At 60.2% G+C, this 24770-nt stretch carries 27 protein-coding genes; 12 read left to right on the forward strand and 15 right to left on the reverse strand.

Going from position 1 to position 24770, the window contains the following annotated elements; all coding sequences use genetic code 11:
• Positions 1-431 precede the first annotated feature (431 nt).
• The 11 genes from NL154_RS16555 (at position 432) to NL154_RS16605 (ending at position 8469) form a co-directional block, all read left to right on the forward strand.
• Positions 432-1037 (forward strand): hypothetical protein, encoded by a 606-nt coding sequence (locus NL154_RS16555; RefSeq protein ID WP_434732998.1) that lies wholly within the window; start codon positions 432-434, stop codon positions 1035-1037.
• The gene (gene dbpB / locus NL154_RS16560) at positions 1034-2155 is read left to right on the forward strand and encodes a DGQHR domain-containing protein DpdB (protein ID WP_434732999.1); all 1122 of its coding nucleotides are present in this window, start codon (positions 1034-1036) and stop codon (positions 2153-2155) included. The genes NL154_RS16555 and dbpB (NL154_RS16560) overlap by 4 nt, the downstream gene beginning before the upstream one ends.
• Complete coding sequence (dpdA, locus tag NL154_RS16565; protein WP_434733000.1) at positions 2152-3519, forward strand: tRNA-guanine transglycosylase DpdA; 1368 nt, start codon at positions 2152-2154, stop codon at positions 3517-3519. The genes dbpB (NL154_RS16560) and dpdA overlap by 4 nt, the downstream gene beginning before the upstream one ends.
• Complete coding sequence (gene dbpB / locus NL154_RS16570) at positions 3437-4543, forward strand: DGQHR domain-containing protein DpdB (protein ID WP_216759828.1); 1107 nt, start codon at positions 3437-3439, stop codon at positions 4541-4543. Before dpdA ends, dbpB (NL154_RS16570) begins: the two co-directional genes overlap by 83 nt.
• Positions 4540-5172, forward strand: coding sequence for a 7-carboxy-7-deazaguanine synthase (gene queE, locus NL154_RS16575; protein WP_434733001.1), 633 nt, complete (start codon positions 4540-4542; stop codon positions 5170-5172). The genes dbpB (NL154_RS16570) and queE overlap by 4 nt, the downstream gene beginning before the upstream one ends.
• On the forward strand, positions 5169-5525 hold the full coding sequence (gene queD / locus NL154_RS16580) for a 6-carboxytetrahydropterin synthase QueD (RefSeq protein ID WP_434733002.1): 357 nt from the start codon (positions 5169-5171) through the stop codon (positions 5523-5525). The genes queE and queD overlap by 4 nt, the downstream gene beginning before the upstream one ends.
• Positions 5515-6249, forward strand: coding sequence for a 7-cyano-7-deazaguanine synthase QueC (gene queC, locus NL154_RS16585; protein WP_253958379.1), 735 nt, complete (start codon positions 5515-5517; stop codon positions 6247-6249). The genes queD and queC overlap by 11 nt, the downstream gene beginning before the upstream one ends.
• Complete coding sequence (locus tag NL154_RS16590; RefSeq protein ID WP_434733003.1) at positions 6246-6812, forward strand: VUT family protein; 567 nt, start codon at positions 6246-6248, stop codon at positions 6810-6812. Before queC ends, NL154_RS16590 begins: the two co-directional genes overlap by 4 nt.
• Positions 6809-7189: a hypothetical protein gene (locus tag NL154_RS16595; protein ID WP_434733004.1), complete on the forward strand. Its 381-nt coding sequence runs from the start codon at positions 6809-6811 to the stop codon at positions 7187-7189. Before NL154_RS16590 ends, NL154_RS16595 begins: the two co-directional genes overlap by 4 nt.
• A 64-nt stretch (positions 7190-7253) precedes the next feature.
• On the forward strand, positions 7254-7706 hold the full coding sequence (locus NL154_RS16600) for a hypothetical protein (protein WP_434733005.1): 453 nt from the start codon (positions 7254-7256) through the stop codon (positions 7704-7706).
• Positions 7675-8469 (forward strand): HAD family hydrolase, encoded by a 795-nt coding sequence (locus tag NL154_RS16605; protein WP_434733006.1) that lies wholly within the window; start codon positions 7675-7677, stop codon positions 8467-8469. Before NL154_RS16600 ends, NL154_RS16605 begins: the two co-directional genes overlap by 32 nt.
• Positions 8470-8597: 128 nt before the next feature.
• Here the strand turns inward: NL154_RS16605 and NL154_RS16610 are convergent, their stop codons facing one another.
• The 15 genes from NL154_RS16610 to bhcA form a co-directional block, all read right to left on the reverse strand.
• On the reverse strand, positions 8598-9794 hold the full coding sequence (locus NL154_RS16610) for a TrbI/VirB10 family protein (RefSeq protein ID WP_434733007.1): 1197 nt from the start codon (positions 9792-9794) through the stop codon (positions 8598-8600).
• Positions 9791-10831, reverse strand: a complete 1041-nt coding sequence (trbG, locus tag NL154_RS16615; RefSeq protein WP_434734105.1) for a P-type conjugative transfer protein TrbG — start codon at positions 10829-10831, stop codon at positions 9791-9793. Before trbG ends, NL154_RS16610 begins: the two co-directional genes overlap by 4 nt.
• Before the next feature lie 20 nt (positions 10832-10851).
• The gene (gene trbF / locus NL154_RS16620) at positions 10852-11541 is read right to left on the reverse strand and encodes a conjugal transfer protein TrbF (RefSeq protein ID WP_434733008.1); all 690 of its coding nucleotides are present in this window, start codon (positions 11539-11541) and stop codon (positions 10852-10854) included.
• Positions 11538-12890 carry a P-type conjugative transfer protein TrbL gene (gene trbL / locus NL154_RS16625; RefSeq protein ID WP_434733009.1) on the reverse strand — a complete coding sequence of 451 codons (1353 nt, stop codon included), beginning with the start codon at positions 12888-12890 and terminating at the stop codon, positions 11538-11540. Before trbL ends, trbF begins: the two co-directional genes overlap by 4 nt.
• The gene (trbK-alt, locus tag NL154_RS16630) at positions 12887-13201 is read right to left on the reverse strand and encodes a putative entry exclusion protein TrbK-alt (protein ID WP_434733010.1); all 315 of its coding nucleotides are present in this window, start codon (positions 13199-13201) and stop codon (positions 12887-12889) included. The genes trbL and trbK-alt overlap by 4 nt, the downstream gene beginning before the upstream one ends.
• Before the next feature lie 13 nt (positions 13202-13214).
• Positions 13215-13985, reverse strand: a complete 771-nt coding sequence (gene trbJ, locus NL154_RS16635) for a P-type conjugative transfer protein TrbJ (RefSeq protein ID WP_434733011.1) — start codon at positions 13983-13985, stop codon at positions 13215-13217.
• The gene (trbE, locus tag NL154_RS16640; RefSeq protein ID WP_434733012.1) at positions 13982-16528 is read right to left on the reverse strand and encodes a conjugal transfer protein TrbE; all 2547 of its coding nucleotides are present in this window, start codon (positions 16526-16528) and stop codon (positions 13982-13984) included. The genes trbJ and trbE overlap by 4 nt, the downstream gene beginning before the upstream one ends.
• 9 nt (positions 16529-16537) lie before the next feature.
• Positions 16538-16819 carry a VirB3 family type IV secretion system protein gene (locus NL154_RS16645; protein ID WP_373968716.1) on the reverse strand — a complete coding sequence of 94 codons (282 nt, stop codon included), beginning with the start codon at positions 16817-16819 and terminating at the stop codon, positions 16538-16540.
• Positions 16819-17115 carry a TrbC/VirB2 family protein gene (locus NL154_RS16650; protein ID WP_434734106.1) on the reverse strand — a complete coding sequence of 99 codons (297 nt, stop codon included), beginning with the start codon at positions 17113-17115 and terminating at the stop codon, positions 16819-16821. The genes NL154_RS16645 and NL154_RS16650 overlap by 1 nt, the downstream gene beginning before the upstream one ends.
• 44 nt (positions 17116-17159) lie before the next feature.
• Positions 17160-18167 (reverse strand): P-type conjugative transfer ATPase TrbB, encoded by a 1008-nt coding sequence (gene trbB, locus NL154_RS16655; RefSeq protein WP_434733013.1) that lies wholly within the window; start codon positions 18165-18167, stop codon positions 17160-17162.
• Positions 18168-18356: 189 nt separating this feature from the next.
• Positions 18357-19238 (reverse strand): LysR substrate-binding domain-containing protein, encoded by an 882-nt coding sequence (locus NL154_RS16660; RefSeq protein ID WP_434733014.1) that lies wholly within the window; start codon positions 19236-19238, stop codon positions 18357-18359.
• Between the two features lie 192 nt (positions 19239-19430).
• A complete protein-coding gene (bhcD, locus tag NL154_RS16665; RefSeq protein WP_434733015.1) occupies positions 19431-20396 on the reverse strand; it encodes an iminosuccinate reductase BhcD in 966 nt (321 codons plus the stop codon).
• A 44-nt stretch (positions 20397-20440) separates the two neighbouring features.
• Positions 20441-21604: a 3-hydroxy-D-aspartate aldolase BhcC gene (gene bhcC / locus NL154_RS16670; protein ID WP_434733016.1), complete on the reverse strand. Its 1164-nt coding sequence runs from the start codon at positions 21602-21604 to the stop codon at positions 20441-20443.
• Positions 21605-21617: 13 nt separating this feature from the next.
• A complete protein-coding gene (bhcB, locus tag NL154_RS16675; protein WP_434733017.1) occupies positions 21618-22565 on the reverse strand; it encodes a beta-hydroxyaspartate dehydratase BhcB in 948 nt (315 codons plus the stop codon).
• A gap of 11 nt (positions 22566-22576) precedes the next feature.
• Positions 22577-23767 carry an L-aspartate--glyoxylate aminotransferase BhcA gene (gene bhcA, locus NL154_RS16680; protein ID WP_434733018.1) on the reverse strand — a complete coding sequence of 397 codons (1191 nt, stop codon included), beginning with the start codon at positions 23765-23767 and terminating at the stop codon, positions 22577-22579.
• A gap of 192 nt (positions 23768-23959) precedes the next feature.
• Here bhcA and bhcR point away from each other — a divergent pair, with 192 nt between their 5' ends.
• Positions 23960-24769, forward strand: coding sequence for an HTH-type transcriptional regulator BhcR (gene bhcR, locus NL154_RS16685; protein ID WP_434733019.1), 810 nt, complete (start codon positions 23960-23962; stop codon positions 24767-24769).
• Position 24770: the final 1 nt, after the last annotated feature.

Genomic DNA, 24770 nt, shown 5'->3' on the forward strand with positions numbered 1-24770 from the left:
CCATAGCAGGAATAAAAGCAGTCTGCAGTTTTTTGGTTGACCTTTTTGCGGTGTCGCAGTTATTTCATGAGCTAGTTTGATCTCTGCAATTAATTGGGGAACCGCACATTGGTATGATGACGCATTTAATCCTTACGACGTGCACGAACCGGAAGCGATACGATCACAGTCCCGCCCTCTCCGCGCGTGCGCTTCCGTATGGGAGCCTGCGAGATGTAAGTGATGAATGGAAAGCCAGGATATTGGCGGCCCCACCAGTTGCCTCCGCTGGAGATCTCTATCGTGGTCGCTCTTTTTCTGAGGCGACCGCAGCAGCCCGCGAAATCGGAGCACCGCTTTGCGTTGTTTCCGCTGGGCTTGGCTTTCTGACGGCGCAACAGGCTGTTCCGTCCTATAACTTGACCGTTTCAAAAGGGACGTCGGACTGTGTCTTGGATCGCATCACCCCTTCCGCCTCGGCGGCGGAATGGTGGCGAACGCTTGTCGATCAAGATGCGGTACGTGGAACACTTCGCTTGGTGAATGGGCTGATTCTCATCGCTGTCGGGCCGGCGTACTTGAAAATGCTCGTGCCAATTCTTTCAGATTTGCCTGAGGAGACCATCGACCGTCTGCGGATTTTCGTCGGACCAGACGTTTCTATGCTGTCAGAACGTCTCGTCGCTCAGACCCTGCCCTACGATAATCGGCTGGATGGTCCAGATAGCCCGATTCGGGGAACAAAGATCGATTTTGTGTCGCGTGCGCTTCGCCACTTTGCCACGATCGTTATGCACCAATATCCGACGGCGCCGATTGCGAAACAGGCGAAACACGTTGAAGAGTTATCACGACATTGGGGCCGCCCCAATGTCCATCCTGGTGCTCGTCGTTCTGATGCAGAAATCAAAAGTCTTCTGCGCCAGCACTGGGATCGTACAGGCGGACTATCGACGAAGCTTCTCCGCGTTCTTCGAGATGAATTGTCTGTCGCTTGTGAGCAGAAGCGCTTCTCCCGTCTGGCCTCTGAGGTCCGGAGCGAGGGGATGTCAGTATGAGTATTGAAGATAACCTCGTTGTTCGCGCAGTGAAGACGCAGCAGGGCGATGGGATCGACGTTTATGCATTCTTCCTTTACGGGTCCGATCTGACCCGCGTTGCTGATATCAGCAGAATTCACAGGGACGAGAAGGAGTTGAAGGGGTTCCAGCGAAAAGAAATCCGCAGCCACGTCAACTCGATCGTTGAGTTTCTCGATAGCGGTCCCGTCCTTTTTCCGAACGCAATCACGCTGGCACTCTCCCCCGAGATCCATTTTGAACCGTCACGTGGACCAAAACCGAACGGACTTACTGAGGTTGGTGCTTCCGGCACCCTCACCATCCCCTTTCGAACGGAGGGAGACCGGGCGGCGTGGATCGTCGACGGTCAACAACGCTCTCTTGCCCTGGCCAAAGCGAAGAACAGCCGGTTCCCGGTTCCCGTCATCGGGTTCGTCTCCCGGGATCTGCAGATGCACCGCGAGCAATTTATACTTGTGAATAAGGTCAAGGCATTGGATGTGCGCCTGATTAATGAATTGTTGCCAGAAGTCGGCACACTTCTGCCGAAAGATTTGGCTGTTAATCGACTGCCGAGCGAACTCTGCAATCTTCTCAACAGACAGCCGAAATCGCCGTTTTATAAGCTGATCAAGCGGGCCTCGGACAAAATTGATGACGCCAGTGTAGTGAGCGATACGGCGTTGATAGCCGCGATCAAACAGAATTTGCGCCCGCCACTCGGTGCGCTCAGCCAGTACAAACATTCCCCGGAGACGGCGAATCCCGATGCCATGTACGAGACTTTGGCACTTTATTGGTCGGCCGTGCGTGACACTTTTCCAACTGCCTGGGGACGCGCTCCGACTGAGAGCCGGTTGATGCATTCTGCAGGCATCAAGGCGATGGGTGCGCTGATGGATCAGATCATGCTTCGTGCCGATAGTTCAGAAAATCCAGATATCGAGATCCGTGAAGCGCTCAAGCGCCTAGAACCCCATTGCGCTTGGACGGACGGTGTCTGGGGAGGCCTCGGCTGGGCCTGGAACGAAATCCAAGGTACGCCACAGCACATCACCAAGCTTGCTGACCATCTGATGCAACTTGACCGCAAGCTGTCGAGACCGAGCCGATGAAGTTCATTTTTGCCGACAGTCTCGATCACGTGGACCCTGGCTATGACTTTGTGCGCGACCGGTACGCCGAGGGAAGAGTCCCTTATTGGGATGACGCATACCCACACGAGATCATGGGCTACGCACCTTACGACGGCATGCTCGTCTCCCGCGGGATCGTAGGCGGCGTGGCCGTTGGAGGCAAATACACCGAGGCTCAGGCGATGCGCTTTCGCCGCGTCGGTGCCCGTGAGTTTTTAAGGCTTGATAAGCCGGCGCTCGATAAGCTCCCGATATTTGGCGATTGTGGTGCTTTCACTTATCATAAAGAGGAGCGCCCGCCCTATAGGCCAGAGGATACGGCTGAATTCTACGACGACGGACGGTTCACGCACGGCTGCTCGGTCGACCACATTATCTTCGATTTCGATGAGAGCCTTTCCGGCTTCGAGGGGGGCACAGAAGACGCCCGCCGGCGCTTCGACATTACTCTCGAAAATGCTGCGGAATTCCTCAAGGCCACATCCCATATGTCCGGTCGTTTCGTCCCACTCGGTGTCATCCAAGGATGGTCTCCGGGTAGTATGGCGGAAGCGGCACGCCGCCTGGTCGCGATGGGATATGAGTATTTAGCGCTCGGAGGCACTGTCCCTTTGAAGTCGGGGCAGATCAAAGCTTGCCTGCGCGCCATCCGTGATGTCATTCCGTCAGGCGTCCGGCTCCACATCCTCGGGTTTGCGAAGGCGGATGAGATCGAGACGTTCCAATCCTTCAACATCACGAGTTTCGACACCACCTCGCCGCTGATTCGCGCGTTCAAGGACGCCAAAGCGAATTATTATCTTCCAACGTCCAGCGGCACTCTGGCCTATTACACCGCCATTCGCGTACCGCAGGCACTCGAAAATCCGAAGCTGCAGCGCTTGGCGAAACAAGGCGCCTTGAATCAAGAGCAACTCGTTGCGATGGAAGCTCATGCCCTGAGCGCGCTACGATCGTATGATCGAGGAGATCTCGGCCTGGAAGACACCCTTGAAGCGGTCATTGCCTACGCGGCGCCGGCGCTGATGGGGGCGCCTATTGGCGAACTTCCGGGCATAAAGGCTGTCGAGGAATTGCGTAGCCGCTATAGGCGCACGCTCACCGATAGGCCATGGAAGATGTGCGGGTGCCCGATTTGCAAAGCGCTTTCCATCGAAGTGGTGATCTTCCGGGCAAGTAATCGGAACAAACGGCGCGGCATTCATAATCTCGGGGTCTACGAAGCCCTCGTCCGCAATCTACCATGCAGAAGTGAATTTGATGACGATATTCAGGTTTCCAGCGATCAAGGCGCGACAGAGCGAGCAGCACACAGTGGTGTCGTTTGCAGCCCTTGCCTCTGAACTACAGCAATTTGCCTTCATCGAGCGCGTTGCGCGCGACAGCGGCGGCCGCCTGAGCGGTTTTCAGCGCCCACAGATCGCGGGGCATATTCGGGAGATCCGTGACTATCTCGAAAAGTCGGAAGCGATCTTGCCCAACCCGATCGTCGTCGCCTTCACATCTGGAATCGAGATCGAGGAAGTGGACGCGTTCGGACGCTGTGTGGTCAAAATTTCCTCGGATGACGGGCCTCCGGGCTTCGTCGTTGACGGTCAACAGCGACTGACGGCCCTTTCGCAACTGCCTGACAAAGATTTCCAGGTATTCATCTCCGGTGTCGTCTGCGAAGACGACGCCGAACTTCGCCGGCAGTTCGTACTGATCAACAACACACGCCCCCTGCCGAAGTCGCTGATCTACGAACTGCTTCCGACCGTGGGCGGCCTGCCTAGACGTCTCGGCGATCGTGCCTTCGCCGCGGAACTTGCAGCGCGTCTAAACTTCGATGAAAATTCGTCCCTCAAGGGAATGATCCACCAGCATACCAATCCTGCCGGGATCATTCGTGATACCGCCATTCAACGAGTTATCATGAACTCGGTTACCGACGGGGTCATGCGGGAAATGATCCGCGAACCCAATGGCGAAGAACTTTGCTTCCAGGTGATCGAGCAGTTCTACGCAGCTGCGAAATACGTCTTCAAGGATGATTGGAAGAACCATACTCCCAAGTCTTCCCGCCTTGTTCATGGCGCAGGCGTCATGGCGTTGGGCTACGTGATGGAGGTCCTGGCGCTGCTCGATGGTGCCCGAACCTGGCAGGCTTTCTCGAAAGGCCTGTCGTGCCTGGTCGGCAAGACCGCGTGGACGTCCGGAGAATGGGAGTTTGGTCCGGATGATCACCGCCATTGGAAATCAGTGCAAAACGTCAATCGCGACATTGTCACCCTAGCCCAGTATCTGATTACGATTGTGCGTGCCGATGCGAAAGCGCGTCGAGCAGCCCTCACTGAACCGCCGGACGGTTCGCCGGAGGCACTATGACCTATTCCGTGAAGGAACTGTTCAAGACCCTCCAGGGAGAGGGTGCGCAGGCCGGTCGTGCGGCGGTTTTCTGCCGTTTCGCGGGATGTAACCTTTGGTCTGGTCGGGAGGAAGATCGGGCGAGATCGATCTGCCAATTTTGCGACACCGACTTCATCGGCACGAATGGCATCGGCGGGGGCAAATTTGCGCATGCGGCAATGCTTGCCGCGGCGGTCGAAAGAACCTGGGGACCGGAAATGCGAGGACGCTTCGTCGTGTTCACCGGGGGGGAACCGCTATTGCAACTCGATGCACCACTGATCGAGGCCGTTCACGCCGCCGGCTTTCAGATCGCGGTTGAAACCAACGGAACGATCGAGGCTCCAGCAGGACTGGACTGGATCTGCGTCAGCCCAAAGGCGGGTTCCGAGTTGAAACAACGGTACGGAAACGAGTTGAAGCTCGTCTATCCGCAGGTTGGCGCCGATCCCGACCAGTTTGGCGATCTCGCCTTTGATCACTATTGGCTTCAGCCGATGGATGGACCCCGGCGGCAGGAGAATACGGTGTCGATCGCCGCCTATTGTCTCGACAACCCGCAATGGCGCCTCAGTCTCCAGACGCACAAGATGATTGGTATCCCATGAAGATCACGCAAGCCTTTACCTTCGAAGCGGCACATCGGTTGCCGAACGTTCCAAGCACCCATAAATGCCACCGGATGCACGGCCACTCTTATCGCGTCGATGTCCAACTTTCGGGAAAGGTCGACCCACACACAGGCTTCGTGATCGACTTTTTCGACGTTGAACGCGCTTTCAAGCCCCTCCTGGAGCAGTTGGACCACCACACTTTGAATGACATCGACGGGCTCGAAAATCCAACGGCTGAAAACATCGCTGTCTGGATCTGGGAGCGCGCCAAACCCCTCCTGGCGCAATTGTCGTCGGTCAAGGTCTTTGAAACTCCTTTTTGCTGGGCGGAATATGATGGCGACTGAACATCAGGGCGGCGCACTGGTCCTCTTCTCCGGTGGCCAGGACTCCACCACATGCTTGGCGTGGGCGCTCGATCGCTTCCAATCCGTAGAGACCGTCGGCTTTGACTACGGCCAACGGCATAGGGTGGAGTTGGACTGCAGGGCGAAGCTACGGACCGAACTGGGCAACATTAACCGCGACTGGGCAAATCGCCTTGGTGACGACCATACAATTTCCCTTTCGGCGCTGGGCGAAATCTCGGATACGGCGCTGACCCAGGACATTGAAATCGAGATGGCGAGCAGCGGACTGCCAAATACGTTCGTGCCTGGCCGCAACCTGATATTTCTGACATTCGCGGCCGCTCTTGCTTATCGCCGCGGGCTGAAGCATGTCGTCGGCGGCATGTGTGAGACCGACTTCTCCGGCTATCCCGATTGCCGTGATGATACGATCAAGGCGCTTCAGGTCGCTCTCAATCTCGGAATGGAGAGCCGCTTCGTGCTTGAGACGCCTCTTATGTGGATCGACAAAGCAGCGACCTGGCAGCTTGCAAAGGGTCTGGGCGGACAGTCGCTGGTCGACGTGATCGTTGAAGACACGCATACATGCTACCGCGGCGAGCGCGGCCAACGGCATGACTGGGGCTTTGGATGCGGCGTCTGCCCTGCATGTGACCTGCGGGCCAAAGGGCACAGTAAATTTATTGCCGAAGACGCGACGAGCACGGGAGATCTCTCATGACGGATTCAGATCGCACACGCCGCACTGAAGGCGTCGTGTTTCTGCTTGCATTCACGGCCTGCATCCCTGCCGCGAACTTCATGATCGGGAACATTGGAACGTTCTGTGTACCAGATGGCCCGTGCCTGATACCCGTCGGGTTTGGATTAACCGCACCAAGCGGCGTCCTTCTTGTTGGTTTGGCGCTGGTTCTTCGCGACTTGGTGCAGCGACGCCTTGGACTTTTGTGGTCTGTTGGAGCAATCCTGGTTGGTGCAATTCTGTCCACTACATTCTCTGCGCCAAGCCTTGCGATCGCCTCTGCTTCAGCATTTCTTGCCTCCGAACTGGCTGATCTCTTTGTATTTACGCCGCTGCAGCGCAAAGGATTGATTATGGCGGCCCTCTGCAGCAGCGTTGTCGGACTGGTTGTCGATAGCGCCATGTTTCTCTGGCTCGCGTTCGGTTCGTTCGACTTCCTGACGGGGCAGATCCTGGGGAAGGCGATTATGGTGTTCGCCAGCCTTCCCTTTCTATTCTTGCTTCGCAAACACGATCGCAAACGGGGGCTCTATCCTGCATGACCAACGGCAATTCTGAGGATCCAGTCGGTCCTTTCCGAGCAATCTGGCATGCGCTGCGCGGCTCTCCCTTCGAACATTACCCGCAGGTTTCGCAAGACGGTGTTGTCAAACATCTTGAAACCGGCCTAGTTATGGAACGCGCGAGCGGCGAACTTGCTCAATTGAAAGCGCCAACCAAGGATAGCATCGAAGCACCACTGAAACTTGCTCGTCAGTCTCTCGACGAGGTTAAGGCGCTGACCGACTACCAAGACGGCAAGGCGACCAGACTGCTAACGATTATCACGTTCCTCAGTGCTTTTTCTGGGGTCCTCTTTAATCGCTTTTCCGATACTTACCCCCTGCAGTTTTTTTTTAAACGGCTTGTCCCTCGCTAACACGGCGACCTACAAGACGGCGCTCGTCCCTCTATGTTACCTGCTGTTTGCTGCGTTTGGGCTCTTGGCTGCATCCGGCGCGCTGGTGACGTTTCACGCGATCCGCGCCCGGTTTCGATATCCTCGGGTTGCAAGTGAAAAGGGCAAGCCTAAATCGTATGTCTTCTTCAAGCCAATCGCGGAGGTCGCCCCTGAGGATTGGAGCAAGGCCTTTCTATCAACTGACCCGACCAAGCTGAACGATGATCTGCAACTAAACTATCTTAAGAACTACATCGCCGAAGCCTATCTGGTCGCAACCAAGGTGGCCGACAAGCTGCGCTATCTGGAACCTGCGCAGCAACTGCAGTCTTGGGCCATCAAAGCGCTCATCCTTTGGCTCCTTGCCCTCAGCATCACGTTTATCTTTGTAACGCCGCCACAAAAGGATTCTAATGGTGCGATTCGAACGGCGGTCGCCACCGACTGTGCCACAGGTCAAAGAGATGTCGCAGCCATCGCTAGCCAGCACTGCTAATAGAACCCGCCGCGACAACCCGGCGCCGGTCGTTTGCCTGGATGCCGACAACACCTTATGGGATACAGATGGGGTGTTTGCGGCAGCGCAGCTTCGGTTGCTGGCGAACGTCATTGGTGCAATCGGGGTCGATACTGCAGAAGAGGATCGTTTGGCGTATGTACGAGAGATCGACCAGGAGCTCGCGTCGCGCCATCACCTCGGCCTCCGATATCCTGCTCGTTTGCTGATTGCGGCGCTCTGCCATAGGCTGCTCGGTGATGATCCGAGCCTTGCCGCCCGAAAGACCTGGAACGATCCTTCTGCAGTTCCGCTGGCGAAAGAAGTCATCGAAGGGATCGAAAAGCAATATCTTGCCGATCTACGAGAGACACCAGCACTTTTGTCAGGCGTACATACGGGGCTCGAACGATTGCACCACGCCGACGCAACTCTCGTTCTCGTCACAGAAGGCGGGCGCGACCGCGTCGAAAATCTGCTTCTAGCCAACAAAATTGACAAATATATCGACCGCGTTATCGATGCGCCGAAGCGTAAAGAACTTTTCCTACGGTTAAGACGCCTCTTCGGTGCCAACGTCCTTGTTTATATGATAGGCGATCAAGTAACGCGTGACATTCAACCGGCTGCCGAGGCCGGTCTTCGCACCATTCATATTCAAGGGAAGTTTCGACCGATCTGGGAGGTCGGCGCGGCGGCTCTGACAGCACGCGAAGCGAAGACGTTCGAGGACGCTGCGAACGCCATTCTTGCCGGCGACTGAGACTCTGTGCCGCTCGCCTGTTCTATGCTTTAGGCAACTGCTTGTCTTCCAGAGGCCGCCCCTCCCGCCGGGCTATTTCTGCCTCGATAGCGGTCCGGATGAAGCTGTGGCAGAAAGCTTCAGCTTGGTCATGTAGGCTCCTTCGCGGCACCATAGGCCTGCATGACAAGGTCCCTGTTGACGATGACGCGAACCGGGAACCCTGGGCGGATGGTAAGCGTCGGCTGGATGTTGAGCTGCCGGCTGACGATTTGCTGGCCGACATTCGAGGCGGTGCCTTGGGCGCTTTCCCGTATCGCCTGGGCGATCTCGCTCTCCTCGTCGTCGCTGCCGATCTGCGTGCCGACGCCGAGCAGCGTCGAGAGTGCGGCCGCCTTGAACAACTGGCCCCAATGATAATCCACCTCGTCCTCGAGGCCGGAGAAACCTTGAGGATCGGTGCCCTGCAGGCGCTCAAGGACGATCGAGGTGCCATTCGGCATGACGACGCGGTTCCAGACGAGCAGCACACGCGACTGTCCGAAGGCGACCTGACTGTCGTATTGGCCGATGAGACGAGCGCCCTGCGGAATGAGGAGATGCGCGCCACTCGGGCTGTCATAGACATTCTCCGTCACCTGTGCTGTGATCGATCCGGGCAGATCTGACTTGATGCCGGTGATGAGGGCTGTGGCAATCACAGACCCGGCCTGCAAGACATAGGGTGACGCCTTTTCCTCGACCCGATCGGGGCTGACGGTGCGCCGATCGGCCTCAGCATTGACAAAGGCAAGCTTGCGGTCCTGCATGTTCTGGGCCGCTCCGGTGTCAAGCGGCGGGACAGCGTCAGGCTGTGTCAGCGCATTGGGATCAGCCGTGGTGGTCCGCGTGTCGACAGGTTGGTTGCTGTCGTTGCGTTCGCCGCGGCTCTCGGTGAAGAGCTTGGCGACGCGCGCGGCCTCGATTTCGGCAAGGCGGCGCTGTTCCTCGGGATCGGCGCGGGGCGTCTGGATCGAAGGCACGACGACTGGCTTGCCCTCCTCCTGGGCTTCGAGGATCGGCTTGCCGAGATCGCCTGGAAGTGCGGGCCCAAGTTTCGGGATGCCGGTGTAATCCTTCGGCAGGTTGGCGAGACCGTCGGCCGGCGTGCGGTTTTCGGTGTTGTAGAGCTCGGATGGGGCCTCGCCCTGTCGCCTGTTGGTGTCGAGCGCGAAGAACAGGGCTGCGGCGATGGCAAGGCCTGAGACACCGCCAAGAGCGATCAGCACCTTGCGCGACAGGCGGGTGACGCGTGGCGGTTCTGGACGCAGCCGGAACTCCGCCTTGAGATCGGACGGTCCTGTCATCGGCTTCTCTCCGACGAAAACAGCGCCATGCGGTTTCCGATGCGGCGGCCGTCGGTGCGGACGATGCGCACGCGGCGCTGGCTGTCCTTGTCGCCAAGCCGGAGCTCCGCCGCAGCGAACAACCGGTCGACGACATAGTAGTTCTGCCGGGCGCGGTAGTTCACCAGTTCGGAATTGCCGGACGGGCCGATGACGAAGAGCGGCGGCATTTCGCCCTGGGCGATGCCCGACGGGAATTCGATATAGACCTTGGCGCCGTCGTCGAAGGCACGCAACGGCCGCCAGGGGGCGCTATCGCCCTCGATCCGGTAACGGAAGTTGAGGCTCTGCAGATCGACGCCGCTGGCCACGGCCTGGCTCTCTACCGCTCGCGTGTTCTGGCGCCTGAGCGCAATCAGCTGGTCGGCCGGATACTGCCAGGACACCGAGGCCATATAGGTCTTCTCGGTTGAGCGCAGCTCGAGATGATAGGTGCGCAGGTTGGTGTTGATCACGAGATTGGTCTGGAGATCGGCTCGCGTGGGCTTGACCAGGATATGCACCTGCTTTGCCGCGCCCGTTCCGCTCTCGGTATCGCCGATGATCCAGCGCACCGTGTCGCCAGCGGCAACGGGGCCGGCGCCGACCAGTTGCTCGCCCGGCTGCAGTGCAATGTCGGTCACCTGGCCGGGTGCGGCATAGACCTGATAGAGAGCGCCGATCGCGAAGGGATAGACCTGGACGGCATTGATGAAGCCGTCGCGGACCGGCTGCATGCGGGCCGCCTCATTGGCGGCGGCGATCCGCGCCTTCGGATCAGGATTGTCCTGCTTCTTCTTGCCCTCCTCCAGCGGCTTCAATTGGCCAGGCAGCGGCAGCGGCTTTGGCAGTGCGACGACCTTCACCGGCCCGACCGGATCGACCAGCTTCACGGCGGGTGCCGCATCGTCATAGTCGATCTCCGGCGGAATGTACTTCTTGGCGCAGCCGGCGAGCGCCGTCGCTGCCAGCAGCGCCGTTACCAGCATAGAGCCCCTGCCCAATCGAATCCTGTTCATGAAAATCACTGTTGCCCCCTTCATTGCGAAAGCTCCTTCGACCAGTTGATCGCGTTGACAAAGACCCCGAGCGGATTGGCGCGCAGCTTGTCGGGCGTGCGCGGCTGTTCGATCACGACGGTGAGGATGGCGGTCCAGCGCTCGGTGGATGCGAGTTGCCCGTTTTCGTAGCGGCGTTCGCTCCAGGCGACGCGAAAACTCTCGGGTGAAGCGCGGATGACGGAGGAGACGTCGACGGCGACCTGGATCTTGCCGACCTTGGTGAACGGGTCATTGGCGCGGGCATAGTCGTTGAGCGCCACAGCCCCGCGATCGGTCGTGAACTCGTAAGCGCGCAGCCAGTTCTGGCGAACGATCACCGCATCTGCCGGGATCGCACGGACGTTTTCGATGAAGCGGGCGAGATGCCAGGCGATCTGCGGATCGGTCGGCCGGTAGTCGGCCGTCGCGGGTGCCACGGCCTGCGCCTCGCCAAGCTTGTCGATCTGCACCACCCAGGGCACCACGGTGCCTTGCGTCGACTGCCAGATCAATGCAGCGGCAAATCCGCCGGCTAGAATGAGCGAACCGAAGGCCATCAGCCGCCAGTTTCGGGCCTGCACCCGGGCGGAGCCGATCCGCTCGTCCCAGGCCTGAGCGGCCTTCTGGTAGGGAGTTTCGGGTTCGGGCGTGCGGGCATAGCGCACGGAGGCGCGTTTGAAGGGATTCATCTGTGGTCATCCTGATTGAGGGAAACGGACATGGAGCCGCCGCCGTGGTCGCCGGAACGGACGGAATGAGCGGCGGTGCTGACGCCATGCTGGAAAGCCTGCTTGCGCTGCATGCGCTCGGCCCAGGGCGGCGGCGACGAGGATTGCGCTGCTCCACCCGCGGACTCACCGGCGGTTCCCGAGGCAGCGGCGCCGACGTCATTGCCGCCGCCGGTGGCCTTCCAGCCAGCCGCCTGCCCTACCCCGTAGCTCGCGCGCATCGTCTCGTTGGAGCGGCCGGCCGCCTCCTTTGCCTTGCTCATGACAAAGCCGGCGCCGGCCCTGGCCATGCCGGCGAGACCTGCCGCGGCGCGTCCGGCGCTGCCCGCATCGGACGATGCACTGGCCAGCCCATAGGCGGTGCTGGCGCCACCGGCGACAGCCGCCCCGCCCCGCATCGCGCCACCGATCGCGCCGGCCGCGGCACCGATACCGGCACGGGCGCCGACATAGCCGGCAGCGCCGAGGCCGGCGGCCGTCAGACCCGTTCCGACGGCGGCACCGGCGCCGAGCTGCGGGGCGCCGGAGACGAGGCCCGTGGCAATCCCCGGACCGAAGATCGACAGCCCCATTAGCGCAAGCGCGCCGAGCACGAGCGATAGTGCTTCGGAGATGGTCGGCTGCTCGGAGAAACCGGCGGTGAACTCACTGAATAGGCCAGAGCCGATGCCGACGATGACGGCAAGCACCAGGATCTTCACACCGGAGGCGACAATGTTGCCGAGCACCTTTTCGGCGAGGAAGGCCGTCTTGTTGAAGAAGGCGAAGGGAATCAGGATGAAGCCGGCGAGCGTCGTCAGCTTGAACTCGATCAGCGTGACGAAAATCTGGATCGCCAGGATGAAAAAGGCGACGAGTACGATGACCCAGGCGGTCATCAGTACGAAAATCTGCACGAAATTCTCGAAGAAGCTGACATAGCCCATCAGGTCGCCGGCCGCCTGCAGGATCGGATTGCCGGCGTCGATGCCGACCTGGGCAACGCGGCCCGGCTGCAGCAGCTCGGTGCTGGAGAGCGAGGAGCCGGCCGCCTTGAGCCCAAGGCCGGAGAAGCTCTCGAAGACGATCCGGGCGAGGCTGTTGAAGTTGCCGACGATGTAGGCGAAGAAGCCGATATAGAGCGTCTTCTTGACGAGACGCTGGATAACATCCTCATCGGCGCCCCAGGCCCAGAAGAGACCGGCCAGCACGATATCGATCGTTATCAGCGTCGAGGACAGGAACGCGACCTCGCTGCCGAGCAGGCCGAAGCCGGAATCGATATAGGAGGTGAAGGTCTCCAGGAAGCGATCGATGATGCCGCTGTTCATGGCATCACCGTCTGATCGGCTCCGGCGCCTGGTGCTCGCGGCTCACTAGACTGCGAGGGTTTCAGGAAGCGGCGGCGGCTTTCCAGCCAGGCCTTCAGGCAGGCCTTGTCCTTCAATGCCTCGGCGCCGAGATCCCGGCAGCGGATGAGCTCCTTGCGCACCTCATTCTCAGGCTCGCCGCCCGGAGTAAGCGACCGGAAGACGGGGGTCTCTTCCGGCCCCTGTCGCTGGCTCATAGCCATGAGCGTCGCGGTCAGTCCTGCTCCAAGGGCGATGACAGCGGTCATCCGGGCGGCGATCTTGAGGTCCATCGGTCCCGTCCCCTCAATCGTGGAACATGCGGACGTTTGCCGGGCTGTAGGCCGTGCCGGTCATGAAGCGGCTGAACTGCTCGCGAGCCTGCTCCTGGGCTGCGGCCTGGCGCGCTTTCTCGAGCGCTTCGGCCCGCCCCTGGGCGGCGAGCATTGCCGTCAGATCCGACATCTGCTTTGCCTGCACGGCGAGCAGCTGGTTGCCGGCCTGGGCGGCCTGCAGCACGCCGACGGCCGACTGGCTGGCGCTGACGAGCGTCGAGGTCTGGACTTGCGTGCTGGCAATGCCGCTGACCGCGACGGCGCCGGTCTTCAGCGAATCCTCGAAGGCCGAGACGGATTGTTGCCAGCGCTCGCGCGCCGCGGTGACCAGCTCACCGTTGCTCTTGCCGGCGGCGAAGGTCTCGTAGGTGGCGCTGAACTGCTGGTCGATATTCTGGACATTATAGGCAAGCTGCTCGGCCTGATCGAGCAGGCTCTGCATCTGCGAAAAGTTGCTTTCGATCTGCGACAGCAGCGATGTCGGCAGGCTGGTGAGATTGCGGGCCTGGTTGATCAGCATCTGCGCTTCGTTCTGAAGCGAGGTGATCTGGTTGTTGATCTGCTCCAGCGCCCGGGCGGCGGAGAGCAGGTTTTCGCCATAGTTCTTCGGGTCGAAGACGATCAGCGCATGGGCCGGCCGCGGCGCGAGCGTGACGGCGGCGATGGGCAACAGCGTCGTGGCGCCCAGTGCAAGCGCCAGCGCACGACCGGCATGGCCGGAGCGGGAAACGGAACGGATCATCGAATGATCTCCTCTTTGAATGAGATGGGATGGGAGGGAAGCGCGCCCGTCTTGACGGGCGCGGGCTCAGCAATGTTGGTGAGGACCGGGATGAGATCAGCGGCCCAGCGAAGGCCGCGGGCGGACAGCCACGCTTCGAGAAAGCGTGGCCGCTCGCCCTCTTCGACAAGCGCGTTCATCGCCGCATGCGCGGCCTTGTCCGAAGCGGCGCAGAGCGCAAGCGCCACCTCGCCCAAGCCCAGTTCGAAGAGCCGATTGCCGCGCCGCGACTGGCAGTAATAGTCGCGCTTCGGTGTGGCGCGGGCGACGATCTCGATCTGCCTGTCGTTGAGCCCGAACTGCCGGTAGACGTTGGTGATCTGCGGCTCGACAGCGCGCTCGTTGGCGAGGAAGATCCGGGTCGGGCAGCTTTCCACCAGCACCGGCGCAATGGGTGACGCCTCGATGTCGGCGAGCGACTGGGAGGAGAAGACGACACTGACATTCTTCTTGCGCAGCGTCTTCAGCCATTCCTTGATCTTTTGGGCAAAGCCGCCGTCATCAAGCGCCCGCCAGCCCTCGTCGATGATCAGCAGCGAAGGGCGGCCGTCAAAGCGGGCCTCGATCCGGTGGAAGAGATAGGCAAGCACGGCCGGCGCCGCGCCGGTTCCGATCAGACCCTCGGTTTCAAACGCCTGGACCGAGGCGTCTCCGAGCCATTCCATCTCCGCATCGAGCAGCCGGCCATGAGCGCCGCCGATGCAGTAGGGGCGGAGCGCCTGCTTGAGCGCCGTCGACTGCAGAAGCACCGTCAGGCCGGTGATGGTTCGTTCCGCCACCGGCGCCGAGGCAAGCGAGGTCAGCGCCGTCCAGAGATGCTCCTTAACCTGCGGCGTGATCTCCACGCCTTCGCGGGTGAGAATGTCCACCAGCCAGTCAGCCGCCCAGGCACGTTCCGGCGTGTCGTGAATGCCGGCCAGCGGCTGCAGTGCCACCATGTTGAGAAACGTCGCGGCATCGGAGATCGAGCCGCCGAGATCCTGCCAGTCGCCGCCCATGGCAAGCGTCGCCGCCCGGATCGAGCCACCGAAATCAAAGGCAAAGACCTGGGAGCGTTCGTAGCGGCGGAATTGCAGCGCCATCAATGCCAAAAGCACCGACTTGCCCGCTCCGGTCGGACCGACCACCATCGTGTGGCCGACATCACCCACGTGCAGTGAGAAGCGGAAGGGCGTCGAGCCCTCGGTCCGGGCATAGAAGAGCGGCGGCGCATCGAGATGTTCATCCCGCTCCGGTCCGGCCCAGATGGCTGAGATCGGGATCATGTGAGCGAGGTTCAACGTTGAGATCGGCGGCTGGCGGACATTGGCGTAAACATGGCCGGGAAGGCTTCCGAGCCAGGCTTCGATCGCATTGACGCTCTCGGCAATGCAGGTGAAGTCATGGGACTGGATGATCTTCTCGACGAGCCGCAGCTTCTCCTCGGCAGTCCGCGGATCTGCATCCCAGACGGTGACCGTCGCGGTCACATAGGCTTCGCCGATCTGGTCGGAGCCCAGGTCCTGGAGGGCGGCATCGGCCTCGTTCGCCTTGTTGGCGGCGTCGGAATCGACCAGCACCGACTGTTCGTTGGTCAGGACCTCTTTCAGGATTGCTGCGATCGACTTGCGCTTGGCGAACCACTGCCGCCGGATCTTGGCGACGAGGCGCGTCGCATCCGTCTTGTCGAGCATGATGGCGCGGGTCGACCAGCGGTAAGAGAAGGCGAGCCGATTGAGATCATCGAGGATGCCGGGAAAGGTGACCGTCGGAAAGCCGATCACCGTCAGCGTGCGCAGATACGCCTCGCCCAGCCGGGGCTCGAGACCGCCGGTCAATGGCCCAACGGCGAGCAGCGCATCGAGATGCATCGGGGTTTCAGGGACGCGCACGCGCTGGCGCGTCACCGATATAGTCGAATGCAGATAGGTGAGTGTCTCCGTGTCGTCGAGCCATTCGGCCTCCGGAACGAAGCCTTCGAAGAGATGCAGCACCCGGTCGGTTCGGTCGAGAAAGCCCTTGAGCAGCTCCCCCGGGTTGACGCCAGACTGCTCACGGCCCTCATAGAGCCAACCTTCCATGCGTGAGGCCTCTTCCGCCGGCGGTAGCCAGACGAAGGTCAGGAAATAGCTACTCTCGAACAAGGCACCGGCTCGCGGGCGATCGCTCCCCTGAGGAGAGCCCTGATCGGCCTCGCCCTCGAACTGCTCGCGCCGTTCGAGATCGACAAGCGCAGACGCGGCATCGGCAAACAGGCTTTCGGGATATTCATTGGCGGGATTGCGCTGCGCCTCGACGAACACCGCCCAGCCGGAACCAAGACGCCGTAGCACATTGTTGAGGCGTGCGGTGACGGCCACGAGCTCAGCGGGCGTGGCACTATCAAGGTCCGGCCCGCGAAATCGCGCCGAGCGTTGAAACGAGCCGTCCTTGTTGAGGACGACACTGGGGGCAATCAGCGCCGCCCAGGGCAGGAAATCGGCAAGGGAGGAATTCTTCTTCCGGTATTCGCTAAGGTTCATCATGGCCGAACCTCACACGCCCATATGCGCTGGATAGCGCAGGTGCCGGCGGCCGACATCGACGAACTGCGCATCACGGCGGGCCGCCCACACGGCTGCGAAGTGGCCGATCGCCCAGATCGCGAGACCGGCAAGCCAGAGGCGAAGGCCGAGGCCCACGGCGCCGGCAAGCGTACCGTTGACGATGGCGACGCTGCGCGGCGCACCGCCGAGCAGGATCTGTTCGGTCAGCGCCCGGCGAACCGGCGCATAGAAGCCGCGGATCTCGTCCTGTTCGGAGCCAAATGCCGTCATCAGACCAGAGCCCCGCCGCCGAAGGAGAAGAAGGACAGGAAGAAGCTCGAGGCGGCAAAGGCGATCGACAGACCGAAGACGATCTGGATCAGCCGCCGGAAGCCGCCGGACGTGTCGCCGAAGGCGAGCGCCAGACCCGTGGCGATGATGATGATGACGGCGACGATCTTCGCGACCGGCCCCTCGATGCTCTCGAGGATTTTTTCGAGCGGCTCTTCCCACGGCATGGAGGAACCGGAGGCATGCGCTGGCATTGCCGTCAGGACGAATACGGACGCGAGCGCCGTCGCTTGCATGAGCTGGCGATGGCAGCGGTGAAACATAGATGTAACGGACAGAGTCATTCCTCTTCTCCTTTCGGGAGCGGTTGGCGGTCGTCTGGGAGGTGAGCATTGAGGGTGCGGTAGTCGCCGGTCGCGGGATCGAGACCGCCGACGAGGGCGATCTCGGCAAGGCGACGGGCAGCACCGTGGCCGGAGAGCACGGCGATGAGGTCGATCGTGTCGGCGATCAGCGCCCGCGGCACCCTGACCACGGCTTCCTGCACAAGCTGTTCCAGCCGCCGAAGCGCGCCGATCGCGGTATTAGCGTGAATGGTGCCGATGCCGCCCGGATGACCGGTTCCCCAGGCCTTCAGAAGATCGAGCGCTTCTGCGCCGCGCACCTCACCGATCGGAATGCGGTCGGGCCTGAGGCGCAGTGAGGATTTGACGAGATCGGAAAGCGAGGCAACGCCGTCCTTGGTGCGCAGCGCCACGAGATTGGGCGAGGCGCATTGCAGCTCTCGCGTATCCTCGATCAGCACGACGCGGTCGGCAGTTCTTGCGACTTCCGCCAGCAGCGCATTGGTCAGCGTCGTCTTGCCCGTCGAGGTGCCACCGGCGACGAGAATGTTCTTGCGCCGCTCGACGGCAAGCCGCAGAACGTCGGCTTGGGCCTGGGTCATGATGCCGGCGTCGACATAATCAGAGAGCGTAAAGACGGCAACCGCTGGCTTGCGGATCGCGAAGGTGGCAGCGGCGACAACAGGAGGAAGCAACCCCTCGAAACGTTCGCCCGTTTCCGGAAGTTCAGCCGAGACGCGTGGGTTTCCGGGATGAACCTCGGCACCGACATGGTGAGCGACAAGGCGAACGATACGATCGCCGTCCGCGGGGAGCAGCCTCTCGCCCGTGTCGGCGAGCCCGTCCCTCAGCCGGTCTATCCACAGTCGGCCGTCCGGATTGAGCATGACCTCGACGACCGATGGGTCTTGGAGATGGCGTACGATTGAAGGTCCGAGAGCCGTGCGCAGCATGCGCGTACTACGAGAGATCGCTTCGTCGTTCTGATGGTGATGTCCCGGCATGTGGTCCCCGCTTCCGGCGATCAGCTGAGGAGCGGATCGCGACGGGAACAATCAAGAAAGGCAGAAATATGCGGGCAGCAACAGGTTAATCGCGAGCATCGTACCCAAGCGTAGTCGCGCGAAAAAATACTTGCTCATCTCGGACCTGGCCACCCATCAAAGGCAGCGGCCGCGGCTGCCGAAAATCGATCAGCGCGGAAATGTATCGAAGAAGTTCTTGACGACGGGATTGGCATTGTCGGGGCGCCAGCAGGCGATGAAACCAAGCCGAATGCCACCATTGCCGTCATGGACGGGCCGCTGGACAATGCCTTGCACCTGCGCAGGCTGGACGCCTTCGAACAGCAGGCTGATGCCCTGCCCGCTCACGACCTCAGCCAGGATGCTTTCGCGACCGAGTTGCCGCATGATGATTTCAGGGTGATCCGAGGGTGCGGCCAGATGGCGAAGGATGACATTGCGGATGTCCGGTCCCGGATCATCGTGGCCGATCAGGAAACGCTCTCCCTTCAACTCCGACCAATAGATTACGGCTTTTTCGGCGAGCGCATGATCCTCGGGGAGTACAACCAGCAATTGTGCGGACCAGAGCGGTATTGAGTCGAGCAGCTCCGTCCTGCCCGCGTCGCCGAGAATGATTGCCAGATCGATTGTACCCGACATGACGCCAGCCTTAAGCTCGATGTAGGAGGCCTCCAGCAACTCCACCTCGACGCCTGGGTAGTTGGCGCGAAAACTCTTTAATGCGGCCCGAAAGCACGCCGACAAAGTCGACTTGTAAAAGCCGATAACGATGCGCCCGGTCTTGCCGGCGCCGCTCGCCTTGGCCCGTTCGGAAAGCCGCTGAAAACCATCGATGATCCGCCGAGCGCCGACGACGAACTCTTCTCCAGTAGGCGTGAGCCGCGCCCCAGCCGTAGAGCGGTCGAACAGAAATACACCGAGTTCGTCCTCCAGCTCACGGATCCGCTTGCTGATGATCGGCTGCCGCACATTCAGCTCGTGGCCGGCAGCGCTAAAACTGCCGTTGCGCGCAGCGGCAACGACGTATCGGAGATGACGAAGGTCCATCACTCCCACCTAGCTCGATATCGTCACAAAATGGATTGTGGACGGGGCAACTATTGTAAATTCTCACTCGCGTGCCCGGACCAAGACATCCGTATCTCCGAGTGGTGCGGAACTGTCAAAGCGTAAGAAAGTCCTAAAGTACGTCCGTAAGCATCGAGGGCTCCGATTATTGCCTCCGCGGGGACGCCGTCGTTAAAAATCAATCTCGATGGCAACCCCTTTCGTTACTGCTGACTCGACAGCGGCCGAAGCCACAGCAAGATCTTGGAGCGCAACGCCGGTGCCGTCGAACAGTGTGATCTCATCCGCTGATGTTCGTCCGGGATGTGCTCCGCCTATTACGGCGCCAATTTCGACGATCGCATCTTTTGTCAATAGTCCCCTTTCCACCGCATGCTGGGACTCGCCAATCGTGACAGCTTGAGCGACTTCATCGGTAAAGACGGTTGCAGCAGCGAGGAGCTCGGCCTCGACCTCCTGCTTGCCCTTGGTGTCCGTGCCCATGCAGGCGAGATGGGTGCCGGCGCGTATCTGCGAGGACTTGAGAAGCGGAGCGAAGGACGACGTGATCGAGATGATGACATCCGCCTCGGCTCCCAGCCGATCGCGGTCGACTGCCTCGAATGGAAGGCCCTCCTCCTTTGCTACCTCCTCCAGACGGCTCAGCATGTCGGGATGCGGGTTCCAGGCAAGGATCTTCTCGAATGCGCGCTGCTCGAGGGCTGCGCGCAACTGAAACGTCGACTGGTGTCCCGCGCCGATCATGCCGAGTACCTTCGCGTCTTTTCGGGCGAGATATTTGATCGAGATTGCCGATGCGGCGGCCGTCCGCAGCGCAGTCAGCAAGTTACCGCCCACCATGGCGCGGCATCTTCCGGTATCGGCGTCGAACAGGAAGATGGCGGACTGGTGGTTGGTAAGGCCTCTGCTGGTATTATTTGGCCAGAACCCACCGGACTTGAGGCCGAGCGCCAGGCTCTTGCGATCGAAGCCGGACTTGAAGCCATACTGCGCATCGGCATGCCCGATCGCCTCCCGGATCACCGGAAAATTATAGGCCGACCTGCTCGCCATCGAGGCGAAGACCTCTTCGACCGCCTTGAGGCAATCGGAGGGCGTGACCAGTTCGGCAATGGCACTTTCGGGAATGATGATCATTGCACTTCCGCTTGGTTTGCCGGGAACCGAAGCCCCCTGTTTCATCAGTAGGCCTTGCCGCGGGCCGACACCGGCCAAAGCGTCTCCACCTTGCCGTTACGCACGCCGACATACCAGTCGTGAACATTGCAGGTCGGATCGCAATGGCCCGGAACCAGGCGGAGCTTCTCGTTGATCTTGAGAACGCCTTCGGGATCTTCGATAACGCCGTGCTCGTCGGAGCATTTGATGTATTTCACGTCATTGCGACCGTAGATAAAAGGCAGGCCTGAGTCGACCGATTGCGCCTTGAGGCCGGCGTCGCAGATCGCCTTGTCGGGCTTTGCATGGCTCATGATGCTCGTCAGGATGAAGAGAGCATTTTCCCATTCGCCATGGTCGATCCTCTTGCCGTCCTTGTCCTGGATGCGGCCGTAATCGGCATCCATGAACGCATAGCTGCCGCACTGCAGCTCGTTGTAGACGCCCGAATTGCTCTCGAAATAGTAGCTGCCTGTGCCGCCGCCACTGACCAGTTCGGGTTCCAGGCCCTCAGCCTTCAGCGCTTCGACAGCATCCTTGACCTGGGCAATGGCCGCATCGAGTTTCGCCTTGCGGTCTTCATATTTATCAATGTGCTGCATCGCGCCCTGATAGGCCTGGATGCCCGTGAACTTGAGACCCGGTGCCGCGTGGATGGCATTGGCGAGTTCGACGACGGCCGACGTCGTCATGACGCCGCAGCGTCCGGCGCCGCAATCGATCTCCACGAAGCACTCCAGCGTCGTGCCGTATTTCTGTGCCGCCTTGGAGAGTTCCACGACATTGGCGAGATCATCGACGCAGACGATGATGCGCGCACCGTGCTGCGGCAGGAGTGCCAGGCGATCGATCTTTGCTGGGTCGCGAACCTGGTTCGAGACCAGCACATCCTTGATGCCGCCGCGAACGAAAACTTCGGCCTCGGACACCTTCTGGCAGCAGACCCCGACTGCACCGCCAAGCTCTTGCTGTAGCCTAAGGACATCGACGGATTTGTGCATCTTTCCATGCGCTCTGTGGCGCATGTTGTGGGCCTTGGCATAGTCGCCCATCTTGCGGATGTTGTGCTCGAGCGCATCGAGATCGAGGATCAGGCAAGGCGTCTGGATTTCGTCGACGCTCATGCCGGGAAGAGCCGGCACGTCGTAGCCGACTTCCATGCCGGCGAATTTCGGTTCCATGTTCATTGCTCTTTCTCCCTTACTGCCAAGGCAATGTGTCGAGGTCGACGTTTCCGCCGGTGATGATGATGCCAATACGCTGACCGGCGAAAACCTCCCTGTTCTTGATGATCGTCGCCAGCGGGACGGCGCTTGAAGGTTCCATGACGATCTTCATCCGCTTCCAGATGAGCTTCATCGCATCGACGATATCCTCTTCGGTGGCCGTCAGGATATCGGTCACATGGTTTCTGACGAAATGCCAGGTCAGCTCCTTGAGCGGCACTTTCAGACCATCGGCCACCGTATTCGGCGCGTCGTCGGCAATGATGTAACCCGCCCTGAAGCTGCGGCAGGCATCATCGGCCTGCTCGGGTTCGGCTGCATAGATCCGGACATTCGGCGCGAGGTTCGACAAGGTGAGGCAGGTTCCCGACACCATGCCGCCACCGCCGATCGGTGCGACCACGGCATCGAGCCCGTCGACCTGCTCGATCAGCTCTCTGGAGCAGGTTGCCTGACCTGCGATGACGCGCGGATCATTGTAGGGATGAACGAATTCGGCGCCGCTCTCGGCGACGACTTCGGCAAAGACGGCCTCGCGCGAGGAGGTCGAAGGTTCGCATTCGACCACTCTGCCTCCATACCCCTTGACGGCATCCTTCTTTGCTTGCGGGGCGGTCCGCGGCATGACGACGGTGCAGGGAATGCCCCGCCGCCCAGCGGCGTAGGAAAGGCAAGTTCCGTGGTTTCCGGATGAATGCGTGGCAACGCCGCGGGCTGCCTGCTCGTCACTCAGGCCGAAGACGGCGTTGGATGCGCCGCGGGCCTTGAACGCACCGGCTTTCTGGAAGTTCTCGCATTTGAAGAACAATTCGGCGCCGACGAGCGAGTTGATGAAGCTGGAGGTGAGGACCGGGGTGCGATGGATGTGGGGCCTGATGCGCGTATGCGCAGCCACCACATCGGCCAATGTCGGAATGTACATCATATAGCTCCTCAGGCCGCGGCTTGAATCTTGGATTGCTGGTCGTTGCGATAGTGTTCCTGCGCGGCCGCAACACCCGAGCCGAGTTTGACATTGAGACCGAGATCGACCATGGCCATCTCAGCCGCCGCTATGCCCGACAGGGCCATGACGTCAGTCAAACTGCCGAGATGCCCGATGCGGAACACCTTGCCGGCGACCTCGCCCAACCCGGTTCCGAAAGCGACATCGTACTTCCTCGCGGCATGCGCGACGATCGATGTCGCGTCGAAACCTTGCGGCGTGCGGATCGCACTCACCGTGTCGGAATAGAGTTCCTCGCTTCTAGCGCACAGATTAAGCTCCCATGCCCGAACGGCGGCTCGGATGCCGCCGGCAATACGCCGGTGTCTTGCAAATACATTCTCCAATCCTTCGGCGAGCAGCAGCTCCGTCGAGAGTTTCAGCCCATTCAGAAGGCCGACCGCCGGGGTATAGGGATAGGCGTTGTTCGCATAGCTCTTCGCCATATCGCGAATATCGAAGAAGGTACGCGGAAGCTTTGCGTGATCGACCGCTGCCAGGGCCTTCGGGGAAAAGGCCGTGATCGCCAGACCGGCGGGCAGCATGAAGCCCTTTTGCGACCCCGTCACGGCGATGTCGACGGACCATTCGTCCATGCGGAAATCCATCGAGGCGATCGAGCTGACACCATCGACGAACAACAAGGCGGGATGGCCGGCGGCGTCGATCGCCCGGCGGATGGCAGCGATATCGGATTTGACGCCGGTTGCAGTCTCGTTGTGCGTGACGAGGACGGCCTTGATTTCGTGCGCGGTATCGCCTGCAAGAACTTCCTCATAGCGATCGGCAGGAGCACCGCCGCCCCATTCGGCCTCGATGACATCGACTTTGAGACCGTGCCGTAGGCACATGTCGATCCAGCGGTGGCTGAACATGCCGTATCGAGAGGCAAGAACACGATCACCAGGGTTGAGCGTATTGGTGATGGCAGTTTCCCACCCGCCCGTGCCAGTCGAGGGAAATACGAATGCCGACGCCGTTTCAGATTTCAGAACCTTCTTTACGCCTGCAAGAGCCGGCCTCAGAATCTCACCGAACAGCGGCGAACGATGATCCAGCGTCGGCATGTCGGAAGCCTTTCGAAGAACTTCAGGCATGTTAGTCGGGCCAGGGATAAAGACGGGGTTTTGCATGTACATCTAGGCGTCCTCCGCGTGTAAGAAACTTCTAACACGAGAGTCGCGCACAAGATATTTTTCCGAAAGTGGCTTTTAAAAGCTGACTTTTGATACAAAATCTTTGTTAAAACAAGTTGTTAGTTTTTTTCATTGTACAAAGTGATTTTTCAGTTCAGAAATTTTCTGAACCCATTCTCATGGAGACGATTTCCGATGCCCGTTGAAATGCGCAAAAGAGGACGCCCGAAAGCCTTCAATGGACCACAGTCACAAAACACCATTCAAGCACTCGACCGGGCACTGGATGTACTTGAGGCTCTCGCTACACCGGAGGGTATGACGCTTTCGAAGCTCGCTGACCATCTTGGTCAATCAACGGCCACGATGCACCGCGTGTTGGCTACTCTTGAACGGCGTGAATTCGTCGAAATCAGCCCTGACCGCCAAGTATGGCATATTGGCCCGGAGGCCTATAGGTTGGGCTCGGCGTTTCTGCGCCGATCCAATGTCGTCGAGCGCAGTCGTCCAATCATGCGCGAGCTTATGCTGGAAACAGGGGAGACGTCCAATCTGGGGATCGAGAAAGACGGCCATGTCCTGTTCATAAGCCAAGTCGAGACGCACGAATCGATCCGGGCCTTTTTTCCACCGGGAACACTGTCGCCTCTGCATGCGTCCGGCATCGGCAAGGCGCTCCTCAGCACCTATGACGAAGACCGGCTCTCAGCTCTTTTCAAGAAGAGAGAACTCGAGCGGTTTACAGAAAATACCGTACGCTCATTCGATCACTTGAAAGCAGAACTGCAAAGGACGCGAGAAAGGGGCTATGCGGTTGATGACGAGGAACGAACCTGGGGTATGCGATGCGTCGCGGCACCGATCCTCAATATGCATGGAGAGGCCGTGGCAGGCATCTCCGTCTCCGGACCGAAAATTCGACTCCACGACGCCGACGTGCATCATATAGGAGAGCGTGTGAGACGCGCGGCGAGCATGGTGTCCCGCCGCATTGGCGCGCCATGAC

This window comes from Rhizobium sp. YTUHZ044 (assembly GCF_051123975.1).
Classification (GTDB): Bacteria; Pseudomonadota; Alphaproteobacteria; order Rhizobiales; family Rhizobiaceae; genus Rhizobium.